The 22201-nt window shown below is 54.4% G+C and carries 27 protein-coding genes; 16 read left to right on the top strand and 11 right to left on the bottom strand.

What is annotated here, in order from left to right:
* Positions 1-130: 130 nt before the first annotated feature.
* Positions 131-877 carry an SDR family oxidoreductase gene (locus JK213_RS11355; RefSeq protein ID WP_141354059.1) on the top strand — a complete coding sequence of 249 codons (747 nt, stop codon included), beginning with the start codon at positions 131-133 and terminating at the stop codon, positions 875-877.
* A gap of 58 nt (positions 878-935) precedes the next feature.
* Here JK213_RS11355 and JK213_RS11350 read toward each other — a convergent pair whose 3' ends face one another.
* Positions 936-1829: a LysR family transcriptional regulator gene (locus tag JK213_RS11350; protein ID WP_211571570.1), complete on the bottom strand. Its 894-nt coding sequence runs from the start codon at positions 1827-1829 to the stop codon at positions 936-938.
* 115 nt (positions 1830-1944) lie between these two features.
* Between JK213_RS11350 and JK213_RS11345 the strand changes: the two genes are divergently transcribed.
* From JK213_RS11345 to JK213_RS11330, 4 genes are all read left to right on the top strand, one after another.
* Positions 1945-2277, top strand: a complete 333-nt coding sequence (locus JK213_RS11345; protein ID WP_174787601.1) for a YciI family protein — start codon at positions 1945-1947, stop codon at positions 2275-2277.
* Positions 2278-2329: 52 nt separating this feature from the next.
* Positions 2330-3217 (top strand): MBL fold metallo-hydrolase, encoded by an 888-nt coding sequence (locus JK213_RS11340; protein ID WP_141354064.1) that lies wholly within the window; start codon positions 2330-2332, stop codon positions 3215-3217.
* Positions 3218-3906: 689 nt separating this feature from the next.
* Positions 3907-4389, top strand: a complete 483-nt coding sequence (locus tag JK213_RS11335; protein WP_141354066.1) for an Hsp20 family protein — start codon at positions 3907-3909, stop codon at positions 4387-4389.
* Between the two features lie 75 nt (positions 4390-4464).
* The gene (locus JK213_RS11330) at positions 4465-4806 is read left to right on the top strand and encodes a hypothetical protein (RefSeq protein WP_141354068.1); all 342 of its coding nucleotides are present in this window, start codon (positions 4465-4467) and stop codon (positions 4804-4806) included.
* Positions 4807-4854: 48 nt separating this feature from the next.
* On the opposite strand, the gene JK213_RS11325 is transcribed toward JK213_RS11330, so the two are convergent.
* From JK213_RS11325 to JK213_RS11295, 7 genes are all read right to left on the bottom strand, one after another.
* A complete protein-coding gene (locus tag JK213_RS11325; RefSeq protein WP_141354070.1) occupies positions 4855-5412 on the bottom strand; it encodes a phosphate-starvation-inducible PsiE family protein in 558 nt (185 codons plus the stop codon).
* 172 nt (positions 5413-5584) lie between these two features.
* The gene (locus JK213_RS11320) at positions 5585-5857 is read right to left on the bottom strand and encodes a hypothetical protein (protein WP_228123971.1); all 273 of its coding nucleotides are present in this window, start codon (positions 5855-5857) and stop codon (positions 5585-5587) included.
* Complete coding sequence (locus tag JK213_RS15925) at positions 5854-6204, bottom strand: hypothetical protein (protein WP_228123970.1); 351 nt, start codon at positions 6202-6204, stop codon at positions 5854-5856. Before JK213_RS15925 ends, JK213_RS11320 begins: the two co-directional genes overlap by 4 nt.
* Positions 6205-6561: 357 nt before the next feature.
* Positions 6562-6831 (bottom strand): hypothetical protein, encoded by a 270-nt coding sequence (locus JK213_RS11310; protein WP_141354074.1) that lies wholly within the window; start codon positions 6829-6831, stop codon positions 6562-6564.
* Between the two features lie 399 nt (positions 6832-7230).
* Positions 7231-7803, bottom strand: a complete 573-nt coding sequence (locus JK213_RS11305; RefSeq protein ID WP_141354076.1) for a hypothetical protein — start codon at positions 7801-7803, stop codon at positions 7231-7233.
* Positions 7804-7823: 20 nt separating this feature from the next.
* Positions 7824-8030 carry a hypothetical protein gene (locus tag JK213_RS11300; protein WP_211571569.1) on the bottom strand — a complete coding sequence of 69 codons (207 nt, stop codon included), beginning with the start codon at positions 8028-8030 and terminating at the stop codon, positions 7824-7826.
* 911 nt (positions 8031-8941) lie between these two features.
* Positions 8942-9778: an alpha/beta fold hydrolase gene (locus JK213_RS11295; protein ID WP_141354078.1), complete on the bottom strand. Its 837-nt coding sequence runs from the start codon at positions 9776-9778 to the stop codon at positions 8942-8944.
* Between the two features lie 97 nt (positions 9779-9875).
* Between JK213_RS11295 and JK213_RS11290 the strand changes: the two genes are divergently transcribed.
* Positions 9876-10457, top strand: a complete 582-nt coding sequence (locus JK213_RS11290; protein WP_249200601.1) for a MerR family transcriptional regulator — start codon at positions 9876-9878, stop codon at positions 10455-10457.
* Here the strand turns inward: JK213_RS11290 and JK213_RS11285 are convergent.
* Positions 10407-11099 carry a type 1 glutamine amidotransferase domain-containing protein gene (locus JK213_RS11285; RefSeq protein ID WP_141354082.1) on the bottom strand — a complete coding sequence of 231 codons (693 nt, stop codon included), beginning with the start codon at positions 11097-11099 and terminating at the stop codon, positions 10407-10409. The genes JK213_RS11290 and JK213_RS11285 overlap by 51 nt on opposite strands.
* Positions 11100-11249: 150 nt before the next feature.
* Between JK213_RS11285 and JK213_RS11280 the strand changes: the two genes are divergently transcribed.
* On the top strand, positions 11250-12182 hold the full coding sequence (locus JK213_RS11280; RefSeq protein WP_141354084.1) for an SDR family oxidoreductase: 933 nt from the start codon (positions 11250-11252) through the stop codon (positions 12180-12182).
* 205 nt (positions 12183-12387) lie between these two features.
* Here the strand turns inward: JK213_RS11280 and JK213_RS11275 are convergent, their stop codons facing one another.
* Positions 12388-12786, bottom strand: coding sequence for a VOC family protein (locus JK213_RS11275; protein WP_141354085.1), 399 nt, complete (start codon positions 12784-12786; stop codon positions 12388-12390).
* A 68-nt stretch (positions 12787-12854) separates the two neighbouring features.
* Here JK213_RS11275 and JK213_RS11270 point away from each other — a divergent pair, with 68 nt between their 5' ends.
* Positions 12855-13376: a YafY family protein gene (locus JK213_RS11270; RefSeq protein WP_211571568.1), complete on the top strand. Its 522-nt coding sequence runs from the start codon at positions 12855-12857 to the stop codon at positions 13374-13376.
* A gap of 567 nt (positions 13377-13943) precedes the next feature.
* On the opposite strand, the gene JK213_RS11265 is transcribed toward JK213_RS11270, so the two are convergent.
* A complete protein-coding gene (locus JK213_RS11265) occupies positions 13944-14390 on the bottom strand; it encodes a hypothetical protein (protein ID WP_211571567.1) in 447 nt (148 codons plus the stop codon).
* 103 nt (positions 14391-14493) lie between these two features.
* Between JK213_RS11265 and scpB the strand changes: the two genes are divergently transcribed.
* The 8 genes from scpB to JK213_RS11225 all read left to right on the top strand — a co-directional run bounded on the left by scpB (position 14494) and on the right by JK213_RS11225 (position 21920).
* Positions 14494-15030, top strand: coding sequence for an SMC-Scp complex subunit ScpB (gene scpB / locus JK213_RS11260; RefSeq protein WP_211571565.1), 537 nt, complete (start codon positions 14494-14496; stop codon positions 15028-15030).
* Between the two features lie 151 nt (positions 15031-15181).
* Positions 15182-16180, top strand: coding sequence for a site-specific integrase (locus JK213_RS11255; RefSeq protein ID WP_211571564.1), 999 nt, complete (start codon positions 15182-15184; stop codon positions 16178-16180).
* A gap of 3 nt (positions 16181-16183) precedes the next feature.
* Positions 16184-16969 carry a hypothetical protein gene (locus JK213_RS11250; RefSeq protein WP_141354587.1) on the top strand — a complete coding sequence of 262 codons (786 nt, stop codon included), beginning with the start codon at positions 16184-16186 and terminating at the stop codon, positions 16967-16969.
* A gap of 16 nt (positions 16970-16985) precedes the next feature.
* Positions 16986-17741 (top strand): segregation/condensation protein A, encoded by a 756-nt coding sequence (locus JK213_RS11245; RefSeq protein ID WP_349291798.1) that lies wholly within the window; start codon positions 16986-16988, stop codon positions 17739-17741.
* Between the two features lie 387 nt (positions 17742-18128).
* Positions 18129-19052: a replication protein RepA gene (locus tag JK213_RS11240; RefSeq protein ID WP_082790570.1), complete on the top strand. Its 924-nt coding sequence runs from the start codon at positions 18129-18131 to the stop codon at positions 19050-19052.
* 198 nt (positions 19053-19250) lie between these two features.
* Positions 19251-20330: an IS5 family transposase gene (locus tag JK213_RS11235; RefSeq protein WP_211571561.1), complete on the top strand. Its 1080-nt coding sequence runs from the start codon at positions 19251-19253 to the stop codon at positions 20328-20330.
* Positions 20331-20871: 541 nt separating this feature from the next.
* Positions 20872-21552: a ParA family protein gene (locus tag JK213_RS11230; protein WP_141354683.1), complete on the top strand. Its 681-nt coding sequence runs from the start codon at positions 20872-20874 to the stop codon at positions 21550-21552.
* Positions 21549-21920: a hypothetical protein gene (locus JK213_RS11225; protein ID WP_141354685.1), complete on the top strand. Its 372-nt coding sequence runs from the start codon at positions 21549-21551 to the stop codon at positions 21918-21920. Before JK213_RS11230 ends, JK213_RS11225 begins: the two co-directional genes overlap by 4 nt.
* Positions 21921-22201 lie beyond the last annotated feature (281 nt).

Raw genomic sequence — 22201 nt, 5'->3', positions numbered from 1 at the left:
CTTTGCGCGACTATCTATAGCGCAAAATCACAATAGTTTCAGCAAGAAACCATGCGAGATATCTTCTGGCATAATTTACACCTCCTTCGACAATTAAGGCCGATTGAAGGCTCGTCGTGTGGAGAAGATTATGAATATTGCAGGAAAAATTGCTCTGGTGACCGGAGCATCCAGTGGCATTGGTGCGGCAACAGCGCGCAAACTTGCAGCAGAAGGAATGACAGTCGGCCTGGCGGCACGTCGTCATGATCGCCTGGAGACGCTTATCAGTGAAATTACCAAGGCTGGCGGTCGAGCCATTCCTCTGGTGACGGACGTTACTGATCTTGTCTCGTGTCAAGAAGCGGCAAAGAGCTTGATCGCCCAATTTGGAAGGATTGACGTTCTGGTCAACAATGCGGGCCTGATGCCCCTATCCAGCGTTGACAGCCTGAAAGTGGACGAATGGCCGCAGATGGTGGACGTCAATATATCTGGTGTTCTTAATGCAACGGCAGCCGTTCTTCCGCAGATGATCGCACAGCATTCGGGCCATATTTTCAACATGTCCTCGATTGCAGGCCGGAAAGTCTTTACGGGTCTCGCCGTTTATTGCGCCACCAAGGCTGCGGTAACAGCGTTTTCAGACGGCCTCAGAATGGAGATCGGACCAAAGCATAATATCCGCGTTACCTGCATTCAGCCGGGAGCTGTAAAATCAGAGCTTTATGACCACATTACAGATGCTGATTACCGCAAACAGATGGATGATCTTGCAGCGTCCATGACCTTTCTCGAAGGCGAGGACATAGCAGACAGTATTCTTTTTGCTCTGAAATCACCTGCACGTATGGATGTTGCAGAATTGTTTGTTCTTCCGACTGAACAGGGATGGTGAACAGAAACTAATCGCCAACTGAGCTTAGGAGGCAGGCACCCTACCGTCGAAAAGAGGCTTAAGGCTGGAAAGCCTCTTGAAGCTCGGTCACAAAGACCCGCAGCTTTGGTGTCATAACAGGACCTGCGTTATAGAGCAGGTGCATGGGTCTGTCCGGAACTGTCCACCTCGTCATAAGCCGGACAAGCCGTTTGCTTTTAATATCTGTAAGCAGGGCCTGCTCGTAACCCAGCAGAATGCCATCGCCAGCGAGTGCTGCAGAATGCAGAACACTTGAATCATTACTGATTATCCGCCCGGAGACGGTGATTGGCCGCGTAACGCTGCCTTGAGAAAAGTGCCAGGTAGTTACAGGACCGCCGGAATTTTCATACACGAGACACTCGTGGCGCATCAGATCTTCGGGCTGCCCTGGAAAACCGTGTTTTTCCAGATAGGTTTGAGCTGCGCAGATGACCCGACGATAGGCCGTCAAAGGACGACTGACCACTGTAAGGTCCGTCTCAAGTTCACCAATTCGGATCACAGCCTCATGACCGTCCATTATGGGGTGAATCAGTTGGTCTGTCAGTGACAAATGGACTTGAATTTCTGGGTATCTTTTTTGAAAATTACGAACAAATGGCAGGAATACTGTTCGCCCGAAAGTGACGGGTACACTGACAGATAATGTGCCGCGGGGTGTGCCAAGCGTATTGGCTGCCAGACTGTCAGCTCGTTCAGCAGCCTGCAGAACAAGCCGACATTGCTCGCAATAGAGGCGTCCTGTTTCAGTCAGACTTTGCCGACGTGTCGTTCGATGCAACAGGCGAGCACCAAGGTGATGCTCCAGAGCCTCTATATGCTTGGCGACCATCTGCGGCGACAAAGTCAGATACTGGGAGGCCGCAGCAAAGGACCCTAATTCCACGACCTTGATAAAAATCTTCATGCTGGTTAACCGGTCAAGCATTCATCATCCTCAGTTGTGACTGATGTATCATATCGACAATTTATTCAGCAAAAAAGAGGAATATGCTGAAAGCTTCGAGTGATTGGCAAGTCCAGTTCTGGTGGAGACTTTCGAAATGCCTGTTTATCTTGTGCGCATGGACCACCCTGACGGCGAGGGATGGGGACAGCATGTCGCAGCACACGTGTTGTATCTCAGGCGCCTTATTCAGGAAGGCAGCCTGCTGGCCTCCGGTCCGTTAAAAGGGACCTCATTGCGCTCCGGCTTTCTGATTATGAAAGGCGCCAATCGGCAAGAGATTGACGCGATTATTGCCGGTGATCCCTTTGCATCCGAAGGTTTGATTTGTGATCTGCGCATTGAAGAATGGGACCCACTATTCGGGTGCCTGTCAAACCATGCAACAGGCAAACTCCCGCAAGAATTGAAATCTCTTTTCCCTTCATGACGACAGCGCTGTGTTTTTTAAGAAATAAAAACGAAAAGAGAGCCTTGGGATTATGAACGATCTTCAGTGGTATGCTGTAGGAGATGCCCGCATACTAAAAATACAGGATCTGACGCTGGCAGCACTCACTCCAGAACAGTTGCTTCCTGACTGGGATGATGCAACGGCACTTCAGGTCTATCCTGATCTGTCTGAAACGCTGGATGCTTCAGAAACGAAAGCTCTTTTGAGCGTTCATAGCTGGCTCATCAAGGATCGCGGTCGGAACATTCTTGTGGATACGGGGGCCGGGAATAGCAAGGCTCGACCTGCTGCTCTGTATTTCGATTACTTGCAGACCGTGTGGCTTGAAAATCTGATGCGCGCTGGCGTCCGGCCAGAAGATATCGATTTTGTTCTTCTCACCCATCTGCATGTCGATCATGTCGGGTGGAACACACGCCTGCAAAATGGCATCTGGGTTCCGACCTTCCCGAATGCCCGATATGTCTTTTCTAGAGCCGAATATGATTTTTTCAGCAATCCAGCTCATGATAGTGCCCGTAATAAAACCAGTTTCATGACACGCATTGATAGCGTTGATCCGATTATCTCGGCGGATCTTGCGGATCAGATTGACCTAGACGGATCCGAAGTTCTTGAAGGAATTTCCTTTCACCCCACACCTGGGCATACGCCCCATCACGCGTCTCTTGTGCTGAAATCAGGTATGGAGCGTGCGCTCTTCACGGGTGATGTCATGCATCACCCCATTCAGGTATGTATTCCGGAGTGGAGTGCCGTTTTTGACGCAGATCCTCAGATAGCCATCATATCGCGCAAATGGGCTTTGAATTACGCTGTCGAGCACAACGCGGCATTATTCACATCGCATTTTCCGATGACAGCCGCTGGAAAAGTGATGCCATACGATCAGGGAAGGGGTTGGTCTTTCTTCTAGGGCTGCCATTATGTCCGCTGTTCACCTCGTTCAATTCCATTGCGGAAATTCCGCTTTCCCCCCTAAACTGCCTGTCTACTCAAGGAATTTGAAGCAGACAGGCGGGATGCGCCTCATCCCGGACATATAAGCCCCCATTCGCCAAGCTCCTAAGCGGACAGTCCGCAATCACCATGAGCTGATGGAGTTTCCTCCCACCCGAGTGCATTCTCCGCTCGGCTGCATAAAAGCAGCCCCTTCTGAGAACGTATCATAGAACAAGACATGTCAGATGGGGTGGAAGGCCTCCTTGCGGCATTGATGTGCCATACCGGCGGTTGATAAACCTTCTGAAGGAGACCGCCCACCCCAACTGACAGCTAGCGGCGCGACCACGACTGGTGGTGGAACGACAATTGGTGGTCCAGCATAAATCCACGGCCAGGCCTCCGCCGGAGCGGCACTCAGCATGGTCGCGGCGAATGCCGCGGCTAGCAACTTCCATCCGATGCTATCAGGCATTGTTCTGGTCCACTCTGAACACGCGAACGATTGAGGACGCCCAAACAAACCTGCCTTTCTGCATTTTTGATACCTCTTGACACCATGCACGGAGTGCCCAGATTGAATCTGCCGGCCGCCAAAGGGATCGGCAGACAGAACTATCAGTTTTGATCTTGTGTCCATGTTGCTCAAAGGAGGATATGGCTATGAGAGCCACCATTGATTTTGCTCCCCTGTTCCGTTCGAGCGTGGGTTTTGACAGAATGCTCAACGCCCTTGATCTCCCCAGCCGGATTCCAGCGGTCGATAACTGGCCGCCTTACGATATCGTCAAGACCGGTGAGGATGATTACCGGATCGACATGGCGGTTGCCGGACTTGCCGAGGCCGACCTTACGATCACACAGGAGCGCAATACTCTTGTCGTGACAGGACGAAAGGCGCCGGAGCCGCAAAGCGCCGCCGAATATCTCCATCGGGGTATTGCGGGCAGAGAATTCGAACGCCGCTTCGATCTGGCCGAGCATATGAAAGTCACCGATGCGCACTTCGAGAACGGACTTCTGTCCATTACTCTGAAACGTGAGATACCCGAAGCGATGAAGCCGCGTCGTATCGCGATTACGTCCTCTACAGCACGTGCGGAGGAAGCCGTGCCCCAGATTGAGGCGCGGAAAGAAGCAGCCTGATGGCGTGACGAAAACTCTCCCCCGGCCATTCATCCGGCCGGGGGAGAATCTCGAAAGGTCATGAGCATGAAGAGGATGAAAATATCTCTGTCGTGCGCTGCTCTGAGCTTGTCTCTACTGAGCCAGTCGGGCGCACATGCTGGTGATGTTGTCCGGACGACTGCAACATCGTTCGATGCAAGGGCGACTGAGGGAACGTCCACAATCCCCAAAACCGGGGCTCGCACTCATTACGAAGACGGCACAGGTGATATACTGGTCGACAGCTTGAACGCAAGCCAGTTGGATCAGAACTACAAGGGGCCGGTCTACTCTCCCGGACAACCCATTCCGCCTTTCCGGCCCATCGACACAGATCATCTGGCACCGTCAGGGCCAGAGACGGCGAAGAAGACGTCCTCATCGCACGAGACATAGTGGGGATTGAGTAAAGGCGGCGTTATAGACCGCCTTTACTTCGATTCTTCAGGATGAAGACCGTTCAGGCTCACAGCGGGCCGCAGGATTATCTTCGAGATACGCCTGTTCCCTGGCATCGCGCGCGACACGCGCATCCTGCTCGCGGACCAGCCAGTAGACGGTACCCAGCGCCAGAACAGCCGCCGAGAGAGCGAACAGTTCCATGGCAGTCACATCATGCAGATCCAGCAGGATGAATTTGCGGGCAATCGCCAGGAGGGCGATCAGAACGATGGTCCGTACCCGGATGACGTTCTCATGCTGGGCAAGAACGACCAGCAGGGAGTGTTTGAATTCAAGGGCGATGATAACAGTAAAGATCGCGCCAAAAATCGCCTGGAAGATCGTCTGGTTGATCGGATCGATTCCGACATCGACGACCAGATGCCATACCGCGCCGATCAGATGAATCGTCGCGATGGCGGTGACCAGCATGATGAGCGCAATCAGGGTCAGAATGATCGCCTGTTCAAAACGCTCGTAGAATGTCAGGCCCCTGAACAGCTTGATGAAGTGGGAGCAGTCCCTGCTCTGCCAGGAACGTTTCATGGAGAGGTCTTCCATAGCCGTTTTCCCATCTATGAATTGAGTTATAGTTCCTACGTCGTGGCCCTTCCGGCGTACATCCGGTTCAAAGCCGCTGCCAGCGTGGCAGGCGACAGGACAATGTTCGGGCAAGGTCTCGCACGCCTTTTGGCAAGGCAAATGTCAGTTGATTTTCGAGGTCTCCCAACGACTAGCCCAAGGCCTTGGCCATGTGCGTGCGGTCAGCGACAGGCAGGAGTTTTTGGACCACGGCGACGGTCGTCGCTTCCGGATCTGGCGCGGTTCTCCAGCGAGATACCAGGTGGTAAATCAGATGGTCAGCCGCCCGACGCATGAGGCCGCCGTATCCGCGGTCTTTTTCCTCGTAGCTGAGATAGTAGGCAAGCAGGACCGCCAGTTCTGTGCTGATCTGAACGGTCGGAAGCGCCATAATTTTGTTCGGCCTGTCCGTGTGAAGAGTCATGGTGCACTCCTCAGGCCGGACCGCGTGTCACCCGATGTCAGAGCCGCCGCATCCAGAGGACTGACGCTCAAGCCAGAAACAGTGGCGGTGACGTCGATATGCACGGAACCGAACAGATGCAGGAGGGCGACCTGAGGCGTATAGGCGCCCTTGACGGCTGCCGAGGTCCTACCGTCCATAAGGATCGGGTCGATAAGGACCGGGCACCCGGTCTGCCGGCTCAATATCTCGATGGCGCGGGCCAGTGGCATGGATGGAATGTTTACCGGCTGCTTTTCTGTCTCGCACGACAGCATACCCTGCGGCGCATGAGCTGATGTCGGCGAGACCATTCCGACCAGAAGCATGAGGATGAGACCGACAGCGACATGTGGCCTCTCCCTCTGCCGAAGGTGCCGAGGTTGCTTGGCCGTCTGTTCCGCTCGCTCCGTCTTTCCCGCGGAGTGCGACCAAACTGGCGGCATTGTCCCCCGTGAACGGGGCACGGGGGGATGGTTATTCCAATAGTGCTGAAGCGCCTTCAGGTTGAGAAAATGGATAAAACTCGACATCTCCCTGTTCTCGCTGCTTTTGATTTCATCTGCAGAAACGCGGGACCTCCGATGGAAGGCTCCGCTCCGCCCTCTCATTCGTGCGGTCGTTCCAGAAAAGATGGCGCTTCCGCTCGGAGAAGGCGTTTCTGATCTACCCGGCGCGGTTGTGCCTTACGCCGCGATCGGAACTGGCGGTGCGGCTCTTGCCCGCATGGGGACACGGAACGCGAGATCAGAAGCCAGAGGATCACACCCGGCAGGGGTGACCGTGCCCGCCTGGACCAGGTATTCCAGCGTAGAGCGAAGTCTGATCCCCGGTATACCGGTATGGGCCACCAGAGACGTCAGCATCACGCCACGTCCGTCATAACCGAGGCGGCGGAGCACGGAGAGGACACGCGGAGCTAGCGGATCGTCTCCAAAAAGGGGGCGCGTTACCATGATACGCCTCCCTCCAGTCGGTTGCGCCATCTCCGGGCGGCTGTGCGCAAGGAGCGGCGATAGCGGGAATAAAGTCCTTTCAGTGTCGACATCCACATCCTCCGATTAAAGCAACATGGACTTCAGTTGCCTGGCTCACAGAGCCTATGCCGGACCCGATGGCGTCCAGCGAAAGAAAAATTGGAAGAGATGCCTGCCTCGTCAAGAGGACACGAAATGCAGATTCTTCTTCATGAATAATTTTATTATTTATATTTGTATTTATTTTATGTGGCGGTGTTGCGGGTGGAAATTACATGGAGGTGTTTATATTAGTCAAATATCATACCGATGATCGCAGAAAATCAGTATATTTTCCTTCTATAATGGTGGCCCAGGGTTTTCCGGCCACCACCTGTCTTACAGAGCGCTTCCAGCGTGTCCGTTCGTCGGGACTTCCGTCAGCGTCTCGACGGCGGGCGTCAGAGCCGTCGAACCAGCCTTTTGATCTCCGAGATTGTCAACTGCCATCTGCGCAGCGAGCGCCGCACAGGCGTTGCTTCCGGTGCGTGACACATGAACGATTGGCGCCGCCTGACCGTCTGATGTGATCGTGATCGTCTGCGTACAGGCGATGGGTCCACCGGTGCTGACCGCCTCGAAACGCTGCCAGGACATGCTCTGTTTCGGGAGATCATGACCAACAGCCGGAACGGCGCGCAGGGCACCGCCCAGCCGTGAGCCCAATGTCCGATCGACCGCCTCCATGAGAGCCATATTGCGTGCCATCATGCGATTAACGGCGTCGAACATGTCGATATCAGGCAGCGCCGCTGTCGTCGCGATGCCCTGGACTGGGACCAGGATACCGACCTGGTGTCCCCGTGCATCAACGACGCGCAACGTATCCTGAGCCTGCGCAGGCAGGGCAGCCGCGCCGCAGGCCAGTGTAGCAACAAAGACGCCAGCCTGAAACATACGAGAAAAATGCATTTTGGAATCCTCCGTGTCTGTTAAGCAGTGTCGGACGACGGCAGGAATATGGGCTGGGTAAATAGCGCCAGCAAGAGGTGGAGGAAGACTACATTGATCGTCTGATCCGGATATGAGCGTGTATAGGCGTCCACACCAGAGGGATCCGGATCGGTCCACACCGTCTCGTCGCATTCGCAGTCCGGGCTACCGACCCTTCGGCTTGCGGCCGCCACAGACGACGTCATCACCACGCGCTCCACACCACTCCGGATCGCCGCACGCAGCACCCGTCGCCCTCTTCTCGATGGCCAGCCTATAAAGACGGGCAACGCCGAGCACATGCGCTGCAGGCCAGAAATTGCTCCCATCTCCCACATAGGCGCAGGTCCCATTTGCACGAAAAATCTCGATCAGCGGTGTGATGAGTCCCTGCTTTGCCCTCTCGTGAACCTGGGGAAGCCGCACCACCGAAGCGCGGATAGAGACGATATGCGCGATCGTGCAGTGGCAATGTCAGTAACGTTTTGGTCTGCCACGTCCTTGGCTGATTGAGTTTTCGCATGTGCAGCATGGACGTATCTCAGGTATTACGGCGACCAATTCTCCAATGTGGATGGTCGTTGTCAGGGAGTCCAGCCAGATCAGGATCGATCATCTCACGATCCGCAACCCGGCCTCGTGCAGCAGACTGTCTCGATGACCGATCCCGTTCCCGTTGCTCCAGTAACATCAACGACCCCGCATATTCATGATGTGACCATAACAGATCTGACTGCGATAAATGCCAAGACAGCCGGCGTTGGGTTAGGTTTGCCCGAGGCAGCGATTGAGGGGCTGACCTTGAGACATGTTCGGTTATCGGCCCAGAAAGGCCTTCAGCTTAGTCCCAAACGCCGTCTATCGCGGCTCGCCTGACAATGTCGGCTTTCGGAAAACTGTCATCACCACATCGATGTCGGACATGAGGCGGAAGCGGACCTGCTGCTTACGCCCTCATGTAAGACATTACATCTGCTTGGAAGATGTGTCGTAAAGCCGACATTGATGCCTAAGGTTAGCCCAAAAATACTGAGGAATTGATTTCATGAGAAGACAGGTAAAGAAGCAAAACCTCTCCCTGTCTCCGTTAAAACGTTACATCGTTATGCCATGATCTTTATCCGGTGATGAACGCTAGGATGTCTTCATTGATGATATCAGCATGGGTCGTGTGCATGCCATGCGGGTAACCGGCATAGATTTTCAAGGAGCTGTTCTGAAGCAGTTTGTCCTGGAGGATCGCAGCGTTCTTGTAGGGCACGACCTGGTCATCATCGCCCTGTAATACAAGCACAGGTACGGTGATGGCCTTCAGGTCTTCCGTCTGGTCGGTTTCCGAAAACGCTCTGATCCCTTCATAATGGGCTTTTGCACTGCCCATCATCCCCTGACGCCACCAGTTGCGGATCGTGCCTTCCGAGATCTCCGCGCCCGGGCGGTTGAAGCCGTAGAACGGGCCAGTAGGGACATCCAGAAAGAACTGCGCGCGATTGGCGGCTAATCCGGCACGCAATCCGTTCAGAACGTCAATCGGTGCACCCTCCGGACTGCGATCCGTCTTGACCATCAAAGGCGGCACGGAACTGATGAGCACGGCTTTGGCAACACGTCCCTGCGGTTGACCATATTTCGCGACATAGCGGGCAACCTGCCCACCCCCTGTCGAATGCCCGACATGAACGGCATTTTTCAGATCAAGGTGCTCGACAACAGCCGATGCGTCGGCAGCATAGTGATCCATGTCGTGCCCCTCGCTGACCTGCGCCGAACGTCCATGACCACGGCGGTCATGCGCGATCACGCGAAACCCCTTGCTCAGGAAAAACAGCATCTGCGTGTCCCAGTCATCGGCGCTAAGCGGCCATCCATGGTGGAAGACAATCGGCTGGGCATCCTTCGGTCCCCAGTCCTTGTAGAAAATTTCCGTGCCGTCGGATGTCGTGACGAATGGCATGATACGTCTCCTGAACAATTTAGAGCTTGATATTGTCCAGACGCTAACGTTGAACATAAGTTCAACGTCAAGATGAATTTGGAATGGGAAACCGGACATGAGGATTGGGGAACTGGCCCAGAAAAGTGGTCTTACGACCTCCAAAATCCGGTTCTATGAGCGCATCGGACTGCTCAAAGCGGTTGACCGTCGGTCCAACGGATACAGAACCTATTCATCTCAGGCTGTGACCATTCTGGGTCTTATCACAACGGCGCAACGGGCCGGATTTGCGCTGGATGAAATCCGCACCCTGCTGCCCTCTGATCTGCAACACTGGGACCGTGATGCGCTCATGGACGCACTGACACGCAAAATTGCGGATATCGAGGCGCTGCAGGCACGTCTGACCCAGAGCAAGGCGCATCTCCTTCGTTTGGTGGAGGACATTCAGGCGCGTCCCGAAGGCATGGACTGCGCGGCTAACGCCCATCGTGTCCTGACGAATATGCTTGCAGGACCTTCTGACAATCTGGACATCACACCGGACGATTTGCGTCTTCTGGACAGGACAGGACAGGACAGGACAGGACAGGACAGATCGTCGTCAGTCCGTGAGCAGAGGACGCAGCAAAAAAGCTGTTTCGCCTTAAATCCCTCCCAGAAGGGACGCGATTTTTCCTGCGGTTGCACTAGCTAAAAAAGGGTTCTGGCCTGTCACCAGTTTTCCATCCACCACGACATGGGACATGAACGGCAAAAGGGCTTTTTCATAAAGCGCGCCTCGCGCCTTCACGTCAGCTTCCGCGTTGTAGGGGATCTCCCGGGAGACGCCCGCCAGCCTCTCTTCAATCCATGAAAATCCGGTGATCTTTCGCCCGGAGACCAGAAAAGAACCATCTGCAAGCCGGGTGTTCAGAAGACCGCAATATCCATGACAGACAGCGGAAACAATGCCACTTTTTTCCCATACTTTGCGTGTGACGGCCTGAAGACATTCATCGTCCGGGAAGTCCCACATGGCGCCATGACCGCCGGTAAAGTAAATCGCATCATAATCCTGCGGATTGATGTCTGCGGGACAGGCCGTTGCAGATAAGAGAGCCATCTTCGCCGGATCTGCCAGCCAGGCTCTGGATAAGGCATCGCTCATCGGCCATTTCAATGCACGCGGGTCAAGCGGAACCTGGCCACCTTTCGGACTGACAATGCGCTGCTCATATCCCCTGGCGGCAAACACGTCCCAGGCATGCGTGAGCTCCGACAGCCATAATCCGGTCGGATGCGCGGGATTGTCAAAATGGGAGGTATTGGTGGCGACGTGAAGAATACGACGGCTCATGGCTTGCCCCTTTCATGCGGCACGACAGTCGGACGACCGTCCTGTAACGTTCAAGGCCAGTTGAAGGTCAATCTGCCGTTTGACATTCAACCTGACTTCAACGTTAGCGTTGTAAGGGTAACCTACCTGGCACCATGGAGGCCGCCCCACATGCAGACCATTCTGGGCGCAAATGGCCAGATCGCCACGGAATTGGCGCGGACATTGCATCAGCATCATACAGGTGACCTGCGGCTCGTGAGCCGCAATCCCCGCAGAATCAATAACGACGACATGCTCATGGCAGCGAACCTGCTGGATGCAGGGCAGACGGTACAGGCAGTGAGAGGAAGCCGGATCGTCTATTTCACAACCGGCCTCCCCCCTGACAGCGAACTCTGGGAAGAGCAGTTTCCGGTTATGCTGAAAAACGCCTTGCAGGCCTGCCGGATGGCGGGAGCCAGTTTTGCCTATTTCGACAACACGTACATGTATCCGCAGAACAGTCAGCTCCAGACGGAGGAAACGCGCTTCGCCCCGGTTGGTCGGAAAGGGCGGGTGCGCGCCGCAATGGCGTCCATGGTGCTGGAAGAAATGGCTCGGGGAGACATTCCCGTGCTGATCGCTCGTGCACCGGAATTCTACGGTCCGGGAAAAACACAGAGCTTCACCAATGCTCTGATTATTGACAGGCTGAAAGCAGGCAAAAGACCTCTCGTTCCTGTCCGTAACGATACACGCCGGACCCTTATCTGGACGCCTGATGCCAGCCGCGGGCTGGCAACTCTGGGCAATACGCCGGATGCTTATGGCCAGACCTGGCATCTACCATGCTGTGATGATCGACCGACCTATAAGACATTCGTCACCATGGCGAGCAGGATTTTCGGGCGGACGCCCTCCTATTCGGTCATCGGTAAGTGGCCACTGGTCATCGCAGGCGTTTTTTCAAAAAAGGTGCTGGAGATCAAGGAACTGCTGCCACGCTACGAGCAGGACAATCTCTTCGACTCAACGAAATTTAAACGCCATTTCCCTGACTTTTCCATCAGGACATACGAGGAGGGTCTGGAACTGATCAGGAAGGAATGTGGAGACAGATAACCCCGTCTTCGATTGGAAACCGCAATCGAGACAGACAAGGCTTTCTAAAAAAGCACGTTCGAGAAAGACCACTGCAATAGGCGTCAGCAATCATATGGGTGCCACCTATTAGCAGACATTCAGCTTTCCCCCTCCACTCGGTATCCGCGAGTATCCAGTGGTTTGCGGATACCGAGAATTACGCATCAGCGCCGTCCTCTCTTTGTCACAGGCTCCCGAAACGGAGACGGGCGGCTTCGGTTACAGGCGTGAACAAGCTAATGATAGTCCCCTCGGGGTCGCGGAACTGGAGCGTGCGGTTACCCCAAGGCAGCGTCTTAGGTTCGATCACAACGTCCACCTTGCCTTTCAGACGCTTGAATTCAGCGTCCACGTCCTCGACCCTGAATTCAAGGATGGCCGTGCGATTGGCGCCTGGCTCAGCACTTCCTTCCATGAACAGAGCCACTGTCTCGGTACTACCGATCGCAATTCTCGCACCAGAGGTTACGATTTCAGCAAACTGAGGCGCAAGCCATTCGGCAGAATGCCCGGTCACCAGCTCATAAAAAGAAACTATCGTAGTAATGTCGGCGGCGATGAGACGGATAGAGGCGAATGTCATCTGTCAGTTCCTGTGACGGTTGTGTTCCTCGCCTTTTGGCACAATCATGCTGACAACATCCTGTCAGCATGATTGCAGAACCTTTGCGTAGCACCGATCGCCTTTTTCAGATCATCCAGATCCTGCGCCGGTCGTCTCGCCCCGTTACGGCGAGGATGCTGTCCGAGGAGCTGGAAGTCTCCATCCGCACGATTTATCGCGACGTCGCACATTTGATCGGCCAACGCGTCCCCATTTCAGGAGAAGCAGGCGTTGGGTACATTTTGGGGCCCGGATATGACATGCCACCCCTTGCACTGCTCCCGGCTGAGCTTGAAGCAATCATTCTGGGAGCACAGTGGGTGGCGGCCCATGGCGAAAAGGAACTGTCACGCGCCGCATTGGACGTGCTCACCAAGGTTAAAGCGGTTATCCCCCCGGCCTTGCAGCCGTTTATCAGTATTCCAAGCACAGCGACAAAGCTGCCGCTCGATGCATTACAAGGCAAAGATGACAGAGCGAGCCTTCGAGCGGCCATTCGTGCAGGAATGAAGTTACGCCTGCATTATCGGGATCAACAAGGCGAGGTGGAGGGATCAAAGAACCGTTAATTGATCCATTTGGCCGGTAATTTCCATGTTTTGGCAATTTGATTAATGGTTCTTTGGGGCGTTGTCGGTCTGCGTCTTGAGCAGATCAAGGGCTGTTAGGATGCGTTGATAAAAGATCTGATCCAGAGCCTTGCGGTGACGATATGGAGAAAGTTCATGAATGACAAAGCGGTTTTGTCATCGCGGGTTGCGATGGGGCGCATCTGGAGGGTTCGAAAAACCCTTTTTAAGCATTTTTGGTGCATAATAATATCAATGGCTTATGATTTTTAATCGGTTGAAAAGGAGAGTTGTTCGAACTCTCCAGGTGCCTACTTGGAGCTGACATTCTGAGCGGAAAAAGCTGATGAACACGATGGAGCATGGTCGTGCAATGGCAGTCGCAATCGCGCAGCCGCCAGACCGACTGGGGTGCGATATCTCGTGGGCAATCAGAACCTACAATGTTATGCCAATCAGGAAAGGCGAAACGCTTGCTCGCGAGCTGAACCGGAAATTCGTGCGGTAGGCGCAGACGCACGTTGGCGTCAGGGCCGAGCACATCGCGCACATCGAACATCTGACCCGTTACAGTCCCAGAGGCGGGACCCCGGCCCGATATCGCCCCTCGAACAGATCTCCGATCGCCAGACGCCGTCGCAAGGTCAGACGTCGTTGAGCCAGGTGATACATCCGGTCGTGCAGCAGATGGCAGCGCTGACACAGCGCGCGCAGATTGCGCAGCCGGTTGCTGGTGGGATCATGATTCAGATGCGCCGCTGCCAGAACCACTTTCGTCCGTCGCATTTGCAGATACTCGATCAGGTCTGGAGGCGAGATCTGCCTACCCCGGCCATTAAACCAGTGCCCCGTCTCCGGATGCTTCCATCGGCCACCCGGCAGGACCTGAAGGCGATGCCCATGCGGCCGGCCGCAGTGCTGACAGACACCCCCTGCCCGCTCGAACCTCACCTGCCGGCTCAGCTCGGGCCAGTTGGGAGGGTAGAGCGCTTTCAGTTCCGGTCGGATCGGCATTCCAGAACAGTAGCATACAATTAGGTTCTGACGGATTTACGCCGCCAAGTAAATTCACTAGCAACATATCCATGGCTCTGGTGAGAAGTGTTGAAGCTGCCTTATGCTCCAAGCGATGTCAGCCTCTTTTCCCGATCCCGTTCGTTTGGCCGAAGCTCTCCTCTTCCAGAGCAGTGGTCCCGTGTCCCGAACAACCCTGGCACGCGCTCTGGGAGAGGACGTGGAGACCGCCCAAATCATGAGTGAGGTGGCCAGACGCACCGAGGGACGAGGATTTGAACTGGTCGCGGCCGGCGACGGCTGGATGTTCCGTACCGCTCCCGATCTCGCCGAGGCCTTGAAGGCAGCGCTGGAGAAACCACCCGAACGACTCCCTCGTGCAGCACTTGAGGTGCTGTTGCTCATTGCCGCGCGCCAGCCAGTCACACGACCCGAGATCGAAAGCTTCCGGGATGCTGGCCTGCCTCAAAAGACCCTGACCCTGCTGCAAGAAAGAGGCCTTATTCACAGCGTCGGCCGTAAGCCCATCCCAGGCCAGCCCCAGCTCTGGGCCACGACCGAAACCTTCCTTGTCACCTATGGCCTGAAGTCTCTCACCGAACTGGACCCGCTCCTCGAAGGTTTGAGAGGCCCGCTATAAGCCGTTATGGGCTCTTTCTGCAGGATTTTTTGGACGACTTATCGTTGATCTAACACGTGGTAATGTTCTCTTACCGCGTGTTAAATCAGGGTTGCCTTAATTGGTGCCTTACGGCAGATTTATTGGATATTTCAGACGAAAGCTCACCGGCATGACAGTCCCGACAGATCCTGCAGAGCGCTTCCCCGAAGTCCCCTCCCCTGCGCTGCAAACTGCCCTGGACGCAGCAAAAGACAGTGCCCGAACGGCCGCCTATGCCCCTGAAACCTTGCGGGCCTATGCCCATGACTGGCAGGCCTTCTGTCAGTGGTGCGACGAACACGGAACCTCACCTCTTGCAGCCGCTCCTCCTGTCGTCGCGGCCTGGCTGCACAGTCTGGCACCACGTTTCAGCCGCTCGGCCCTCAACCGTCGTCTCGCTGCCGTCGGCTATCAGTACCGCATGCGCGGACTGGAATGGAGTTCTGGCCACGCCGCCATTCGTACCACACTGCGTGCGGCAGGGCGTCTCTATGGCACACCTCAGAAACAGGCCGCCGCCCTCACCTCTCAGGAGCTCCGCAAACTTGTCGCCCCGACACAGGGCAAAACAGTAGAAACGCTAGCGGATCTGCGCGACCGGGCTCTTCTGCTCATCGGCTTTGCCGGTGCGCTGAGGCGTTCAGAGCTGGTCGCCCTCACAACAGAGACCGTCCGGATTATCGGAACCGGCCTGAAGCTACATATCGCCCGCAGCAAAACCGACCCCGAACAGCGCGGCGAAGAGGTGTTTCTTCCCCGCGGCAAACATCGCGAGACCTGCCCCGTTCTGGCCTTAGAGCGCTGGCTGAAGAAAGCCGAGATTACGGACGGTCCCCTCTTCCGGTCCATCAATCGCTGGGAACAGGTCGGACGTGATGCCCTTCATCCGGATGCGGTCCGGCAGATCCTGCTACGGCGCTCCCGGGTGGCCGGGCTTAAAGCTCCCTCCGGGGAACGCCTCAGCCCGCATGGGCTGCGTGCTGGCTTCGTCACCGAGGCCTTCCGGGCCAATGCGCGAGACGAGCAGATCATGGCCCACACCCGCCACCGGGATCTGCGCAGCATGCGCCGTTATATCCGTCGGGCCCGCTTGGACCTGGACTCACCCGCCCATCTTCTGGATCTGTAACCGGTGCCCGAGACAATTGCTGAGATCATCGCCGACGTTGATGCGATGGTCGCACGCCTGGAGGCCTATCGGAAAGAGCTGGAAGCGCGACCGGTCGCCCACAGCTACATTGAAGCAGTCTCGACCGACGAGGAGGACCCGGAGAACGGCTTTCGCCTTCCCAACCGTCCGACGCTTCTCCGCCATGCCCCCAGGCCACCGGCGAGCGGCACGGCGTTTCCAATCTTGGGATCAGGGCTTGCAGAACCGGAGACCCTTTCCGCTCCGCCTCTTTTCAGTCCCCAGCCGGACTGGCTGGCGCATGTTCTGACCGTGACTGGCCCAGAAGCTGTGCTCGGCCGGTTCCGGGCGGAAGCGGCGGGCACTGGCCGATTACTGTGGGGACCGGATGTTACTGCTCCTGAAGACCTGAGCCGGATCTTTCCCGTTCAGGGCGCCCGGACGGCTGCTCTGATCAACGAGATTGTTCAAAGTCAGAAGCTTCTTGTCGCACGGGAGGCTGGATCGGGCTCCGTTCCGTTTGATCTCAACGCGCTTTGCCCCATGCCTCTGGATGTTCTCTCCCTCGGGCCCGGCTCCCCTGCAACACAGGCCTGGCTGTGGCAACACTGGGGCACTTCACGACCGCTCCAGCAAGTTGAGAGCATAGACGGGCATTCGAAGGAGGACACAACCCACTGGAGCGTCTCGTTCTGGTCGGCGGACTGGACACCCTGGGCGGCTCTTCAAACCATTGCGACCCATTGGCCCGACCTCATTTTTTCCGTCCGCCCGCTTTACGATGTCTGAGGAGCCACTTCTGGAGGTGGGAGCCTGGCAGGGCCCGCTGAACGCGCTGCTACACGCCATCCGTCGGAACGCCGTGGATCTTCGGACGCTACCGCTGACGGATCTGATTGAGCAGTTTTTAGCCTGTGTAGAGGAGAGCCTCAGACGTCGCCCTCTCGAACAGACAGCGGACGACCTAGTGCTGGCGGCGACCCTGGTGCAGATGCGCTCTACCCTGCTGCTCCGGGGGGACACGACCGACCACAGCGCCGCGCTTTCAGCGGCCGAACAGATTCAACGGGTCCTGCTTCGAAAAGACGCCCTTCAGAGGACTGTCGAGGTATTCGAACGCCGTGCTGTCCTAGGAGAAGACGTTTTCGGACGCGGGAGCGTGGTCTTCTCGCCTTCTGTCGCTGAGACAGCATCTCTCACCCTCACCCGGGATCTGCTTGACGCGCTTTTGTCTGTTTCCCGTCGGCGGCCGCAGCTGATGCCTGAAGAAAGCATTTTTCTTCCCTCAGCTCTGCCCCGTCTATCCGTTCAAGACGCCATCGCGTGGTGGCAGCAGAAGCTTTGCGAACATTCGGAGAGCGCGTGGGATCTCATCGAGGGCGTGATGAGTCTCTCTCCCACGGAAACCCCTCAAAGCCTGACACACCGCAAGGCCGCATGGGCTGTTCATCTTGCGGCAGTTTTGGAGCTGGCAAGGGAAGGAGAACTGCTGCTTACCCAGCTAACTTGCTACGAGCAGCTTAAAATCGTCAACGGGAAAACCAGCATGAACCATTGTTGAGCAGGATATAGGGCACATTGGACTCTACACACGGCTGGGAAAGCAATTAGGAATTGGACTCTACACACACTTCAGCTCACAGATATCCGTGCCTGATTCGGTATTGGACTCTACGCACCTCGGTATCATCAGAAAAAAAACTTATTCACAGGCGGAAAATTGCCCTTCCCGGTTGCCCTCTGGATTCTACACACGCCTAGTTTGGACTCTACTTACCAGAACCCGGGTTATCCCTTGGATTCTACGCACACCATCTAATAAAATTACTAATATTTTTTTCTAGAACAGCGTGAGCAGAGTCCAAACTAGGCGTGTGTAGAATCCAAGCGCCTCAATGTGCGTAGAGTCCAAATTGACACATTTTATCCTCTCACCGATGGTCTGCTCATGGGAAGAATCCACAATCTCCTCGAACTGCACGGTTTAGAAGAGGCAAGACGCCAAGCATCCTTGGAAAGTAAGGTGCAACGCTACTGTGTGGATGCCGCACATGAAGTGCTGGCCGATGAAGCAATGTCGATCGGAATAACCCATTCTGGCTTCGCAATGGCAGCACTTCCTCACAAAAAAACCACTGAGACAGTTTGGGAGCGTGATGGCGGTAATATAAAACTTCTGATCGAGAGCGGACTAGATAAAAATAAAGATGCCGTTGGAATCCCCTATGGATCAATGGCTCGTATGATTCTGCTTTATCTCCAGACACAAGCCGTTAAAACAAAGTCACGCGAAGTAGAGCTTGGAGCATCAATGAATGCTTGGCTCAAGGCGATGGGTATTGCTGTTGGTGGAAATACCTATAACGCAGTTAGGGATCAAGCAAAGCGTATTAGTCGATGCCGACTAACTTTTTTTCGAAGCAATGGCAGAGAAGAACTAGTAAGCAATGGGGCATTCATTAGAGATGCAATTTTCCCCATAGATAACGACTTGAATCAACCGTCTCTATGGAGAGAAGTTGTCAGACTGGACGAAAGTTTTTACGAAAGTCTTATTGATCATCCACTACCGCTAAGAGAAATTGCTATAAGGCAGATATCCAGCAAATCAAAAGCAATTGATATTTATATTTGGTTGGCTTATAGACTTCACGTACTCAAAGACCCAGTTAATATTTCATGGGCTGCACTCAAAGGGCAATTTGGTTCTGAGTATAGTCAGCTACGAGGGTTTAAGAGAGATATTATAGCTCCACTCAAACTCGCTCTTTCCGTTTATCCAGAGGCACATGTTGAAGTTGATCAAGAAACAGGAATATTGCTCTACCCGTCTCCACCACCTGTACCCGAGAAGCGAATGATCGGTCGGTGAGAGCACAATTCATAGTCAAAGTGTAAGATAGTCATGGCAAGAAGAAGACGAATAAGTCTGACTTCTCCTGCATCCCAAACATAGAAATACCTTAGGCTCAGGCTCCATTGATATTAGGTGGAGGGTTCGAAAAACCCACTGGTTTTAAGGGTTCCTCTGTGATTCCATTTTCCCTTAGTTAATTGGGGATGATGGACGATGAAGCAGCCGGGTTTCTTTGATGTTGAAGAGCGGTTGGCCCGGTTAAGCGGGCTTGGCGATCAGCTCGAAGCATTTTCCCGAACTGTGGATTTTGAAGCGTTCCGTCCTGATCTGGAAAAGGCTCTGGCCTATTCAGATGGAAGCAAAGGCGGGCGACCGCCATTTGATCCGCTGCTGATGTTCAAGATCCTGGTCATCCAGACGCTCAACAATTTGTCTGATGAGCGGACGGAGTATCTCATCAACGACCGCCTGTCCTTCATGCGCTTCCTTGGTCTGAGACTGTCAGATCGAGTTCCGGATGCCAAAACAATCTGGCTGTTCCGTGAACGCCTGACCCAGGCGGGAGCGATCGAGGGTCTGTTCAATCGCTTTGATACAATCCTGCGGCACGCAGGCTATCTGCCGATGTCGGGCCAGATCCTGGATGCCACGCTCGTAGCGGCTCCAAAACAGCGCAACACGAACGCCGAGAAAGCCGATCTCCGGGCAGGCCGTATTCCTGAAGACTGGCAGGACAAACCCGCAAAGCTGTCGCACAAGGATCGTCATGCGCGCTGGACACTGAAGTTCACGAAGGCGAAGCGGCAGGATGATGGAACCATGCCATCCAGCGATCTCGCCATCCCGTTCTTTGGCTATAAATCGCACATTTCCATCGATCGGAAATTCCGGTTCATCCGAAAATGGAAGACGACGGACGCCGCCGCCAGTGATGGTGCGCGGTTGAGAGAAGGGCTGCTGGATAAAACCAATACGGCCTCAAACGTCTGGGCTGACACAGCCTATCGCTCAAAAGCCAACGAAGACTTCATGGAAAAGCAGGGCTTTGTCTCAAAGGTTCATCGCAAAAAGCAGCATCTCAAACCCATGCCCCGCCATATCCAGCGGTCCAATGCAGGAAAGTCCGTGATCCGCACGCGTGTCGAGCATGTCTTCGCCGATCAGAAATCGCAGACGGGACTGTTCGTCCGAACTGTCGGTATCACCCGGGCCACCATGAGGATCGGGCTGGCCAATATCGTCTACAACATGCGCCGCTTCCTTTTCCTCGAAAGATTGAGTGCGAGCGCGTAGTCATCCAGCGGGGGACAGCCCTCAATCTGCTCAAAACGCAGACCGGAGACCATCGCAGAAACCGTTAATTACATCGCCAGAAGCCTGAAATCACAAACCAAGCACATAAACCAACGGTTCTTCGATCCCTCCACGTGAAAATAATACCCCATCAAACCACGGGACTAAACACCTAGCGTATCGCTTACACGTCTTAAAAAAACCGACACCCGTTACTTGGGCGGCCTTAAAATTACAATTTGGACCAGGCGTTGCCCGTATGGACCATTTCCGCACAGGCTTTTTAGATAATTTGGGACTGGCATTAGCAGTTTATCTTGCTGCGAAAGTTGATGTCGACCGAACAGGCGCAACCTTGTTTCCCTCCCCTCCCCCCAGTTAAGCCAAAAACACTCTCATAAAGATGGAATTACCATTGGTATACCGTTGACCTACCCAAGCAAGGCAGCTAAGAGGGGGCGTAATGTTCGCTTGCAAGCGGAATGACGGGTATACCGAAGGTCTTCCGTTTCCATGCAGTATACTATTTTGGAGAACCTTAATGCCAACTATCGTCTTCGCTTCTCCGAAAGGTGGAGCAGGGAAATCTACGACAGCTATTCTCTTGGCATCGGAGTTCGCACATAACGGTGCCTCCGTAACTCTAATTGACGCTGATCCAAATAAGCCGGTTGCTCGTTGGGCATCACTTCCTGGAAAACCGGAGACGTTAAAAGTGATTGAAGACGTCACCGAGCGGACTATCATAAAGACGATTGACCACGAGGCAGAAGAAAGTTCGTTTGTAATAGTAGATCTCGAAGGTACCGCGTCAAGAATGGTACCTTATGCAATGAGTCGTGCGGATCTTGTAATCATCCCTACGAGAGGTTCAGCTCTCGACGCTGTTGAAGCTGTTTCTGCTGTTAGAGAGGTCAGGCAGCAGGAAGAGGCATTTAGAATCAACATTCCCTGTGCCATTTTATTTACCTGCACAAGCGCAGCAATACGACCGAGGACTTTATCTGCTATTGAAGCGGAATTCCGGGAGAACGGCGTACCTGTGTTCTCGGTTCAAGTTCATGAGCGTGATGCATACAGGGCGATTTTTTCTTTCGGAGGTACTATTCGTACTCTCGATCCCAAAAATGCGCGCAATCTTCCAAGTGCCGCAGCGAATATCGAAGCCCTTGCTAGGGAAGTGATAGAATTACTATCCAGCGAACAGGACATAGATCGATGAAATCACGCACAAGCATCTTTTCGGATCCGCAAAAGGGTGGAGCTATGGATCTTTCCAAATTCAAGCCCGCACCGAAAAACAAAGATACAAGGCCCGCGCCTGAGGAGATTGACCGGATCTCGGAAGGATCCCGATTTGTCAGTAGAGAAAGTGTATCCGAGCCCGAAAACACCGCAGGCAAGGCTCAATCTAATCAAGGCATGAGGAAACCAAGAGCGTATCGAACTGGACGACATCGCGTAGTGAGTGTGAAGACTACAAATGAACACGCAGAACGGTTTTATGAGCTCGCAGACAAATTAGGTTTAAAAGTTGCGGAGACGTTTGAGTTAGCTATAGCGGCACTGGAGCGTGACAATCGTCCATGATCAAATGAGAATGCCCGTAACGGAGTGTTCAAATAGGGAAATTCCCTTTTTCTACCCTATTAAACGGTAGACCGACCGTATTTCTTTCTACCGACGTTCTGAATGTGGATGGTGGGGAACACTCCCTGTCCCGCGTTTCAGTGCCTGCCCTTGGTAGACTGACCGTAGACCCGGATGCTTGAGGAGCTTGTCCTGTCATGGGCGGTAAACGGTAGACCGACCGTATTCCTTTCTACCGACGTTCTGAATGTGGATGGTGGTGAACACTCCCTGCTCCGCAT

Source organism: Gluconobacter sp. Dm-44 (genome assembly GCF_018256175.1).
GTDB classification, from domain to species: domain Bacteria; phylum Pseudomonadota; class Alphaproteobacteria; order Acetobacterales; family Acetobacteraceae; genus Gluconobacter; species Gluconobacter cadivus.
The sequence above is the reverse complement of the archived record's forward strand: the minus strand, read 5'-3'. Positions and strand labels throughout refer to the sequence as shown.

Bases quoted from the DNA above. Each gene is read 5' to 3' on its own strand.
- JK213_RS11240 (WP_082790570.1), top strand. From the start codon at position 18,129: ATGGGAAGAATCCACAATCTCCTCGAACTGCACGGTTTAGAAGAGGCA.
- JK213_RS11265 (WP_211571567.1), bottom strand. From the start codon at position 14,390: ATGCCGATCCGACCGGAACTGAAAGCGCTCTACCCTCCCAACTGGCCC.
- JK213_RS11255 (WP_211571564.1), top strand. From the start codon at position 15,182: ATGACAGTCCCGACAGATCCTGCAGAGCGCTTCCCCGAAGTCCCCTCC.
- JK213_RS11295 (WP_141354078.1), bottom strand. From the start codon at position 9,778: ATGCCATTCGTCACGACATCCGACGGCACGGAAATTTTCTACAAGGAC.
- JK213_RS11275 (WP_141354085.1), bottom strand. From the start codon at position 12,786: ATGACATTCGCCTCTATCCGTCTCATCGCCGCCGACATTACTACGATA.
- JK213_RS11310 (WP_141354074.1), bottom strand. From the start codon at position 6,831: ATGGTAACGCGCCCCCTTTTTGGAGACGATCCGCTAGCTCCGCGTGTC.
- JK213_RS11320 (WP_228123971.1), bottom strand. From the start codon at position 5,857: ATGACTCTTCACACGGACAGGCCGAACAAAATTATGGCGCTTCCGACC.
- JK213_RS11230 (WP_141354683.1), top strand. From the start codon at position 20,872: ATGCCAACTATCGTCTTCGCTTCTCCGAAAGGTGGAGCAGGGAAATCT.
- JK213_RS11345 (WP_174787601.1), top strand. From the start codon at position 1,945: ATGCCTGTTTATCTTGTGCGCATGGACCACCCTGACGGCGAGGGATGG.
- JK213_RS11280 (WP_141354084.1), top strand. From the start codon at position 11,250: ATGCAGACCATTCTGGGCGCAAATGGCCAGATCGCCACGGAATTGGCG.
- JK213_RS15925 (WP_228123970.1), bottom strand. From the start codon at position 6,204: ATGCTTCTGGTCGGAATGGTCTCGCCGACATCAGCTCATGCGCCGCAG.
- JK213_RS11325 (WP_141354070.1), bottom strand. From the start codon at position 5,412: ATGGAAGACCTCTCCATGAAACGTTCCTGGCAGAGCAGGGACTGCTCC.
- JK213_RS11340 (WP_141354064.1), top strand. From the start codon at position 2,330: ATGAACGATCTTCAGTGGTATGCTGTAGGAGATGCCCGCATACTAAAA.
- JK213_RS11285 (WP_141354082.1), bottom strand. From the start codon at position 11,099: ATGAGCCGTCGTATTCTTCACGTCGCCACCAATACCTCCCATTTTGAC.
- JK213_RS11300 (WP_211571569.1), bottom strand. From the start codon at position 8,030: ATGACGTCGTCTGTGGCGGCCGCAAGCCGAAGGGTCGGTAGCCCGGAC.
- JK213_RS11290 (WP_249200601.1), top strand. From the start codon at position 9,876: ATGAGGATTGGGGAACTGGCCCAGAAAAGTGGTCTTACGACCTCCAAA.
- JK213_RS11305 (WP_141354076.1), bottom strand. From the start codon at position 7,803: ATGCATTTTTCTCGTATGTTTCAGGCTGGCGTCTTTGTTGCTACACTG.
- JK213_RS11355 (WP_141354059.1), top strand. From the start codon at position 131: ATGAATATTGCAGGAAAAATTGCTCTGGTGACCGGAGCATCCAGTGGC.
- JK213_RS11335 (WP_141354066.1), top strand. From the start codon at position 3,907: ATGAGAGCCACCATTGATTTTGCTCCCCTGTTCCGTTCGAGCGTGGGT.
- JK213_RS11225 (WP_141354685.1), top strand. From the start codon at position 21,549: ATGAAATCACGCACAAGCATCTTTTCGGATCCGCAAAAGGGTGGAGCT.
- scpB (WP_211571565.1), top strand. From the start codon at position 14,494: ATGCTCCAAGCGATGTCAGCCTCTTTTCCCGATCCCGTTCGTTTGGCC.
- JK213_RS11330 (WP_141354068.1), top strand. From the start codon at position 4,465: ATGAAAATATCTCTGTCGTGCGCTGCTCTGAGCTTGTCTCTACTGAGC.
- JK213_RS11235 (WP_211571561.1), top strand. From the start codon at position 19,251: ATGAAGCAGCCGGGTTTCTTTGATGTTGAAGAGCGGTTGGCCCGGTTA.
- JK213_RS11270 (WP_211571568.1), top strand. From the start codon at position 12,855: ATGATTGCAGAACCTTTGCGTAGCACCGATCGCCTTTTTCAGATCATC.
- JK213_RS11350 (WP_211571570.1), bottom strand. From the start codon at position 1,829: ATGCTTGACCGGTTAACCAGCATGAAGATTTTTATCAAGGTCGTGGAA.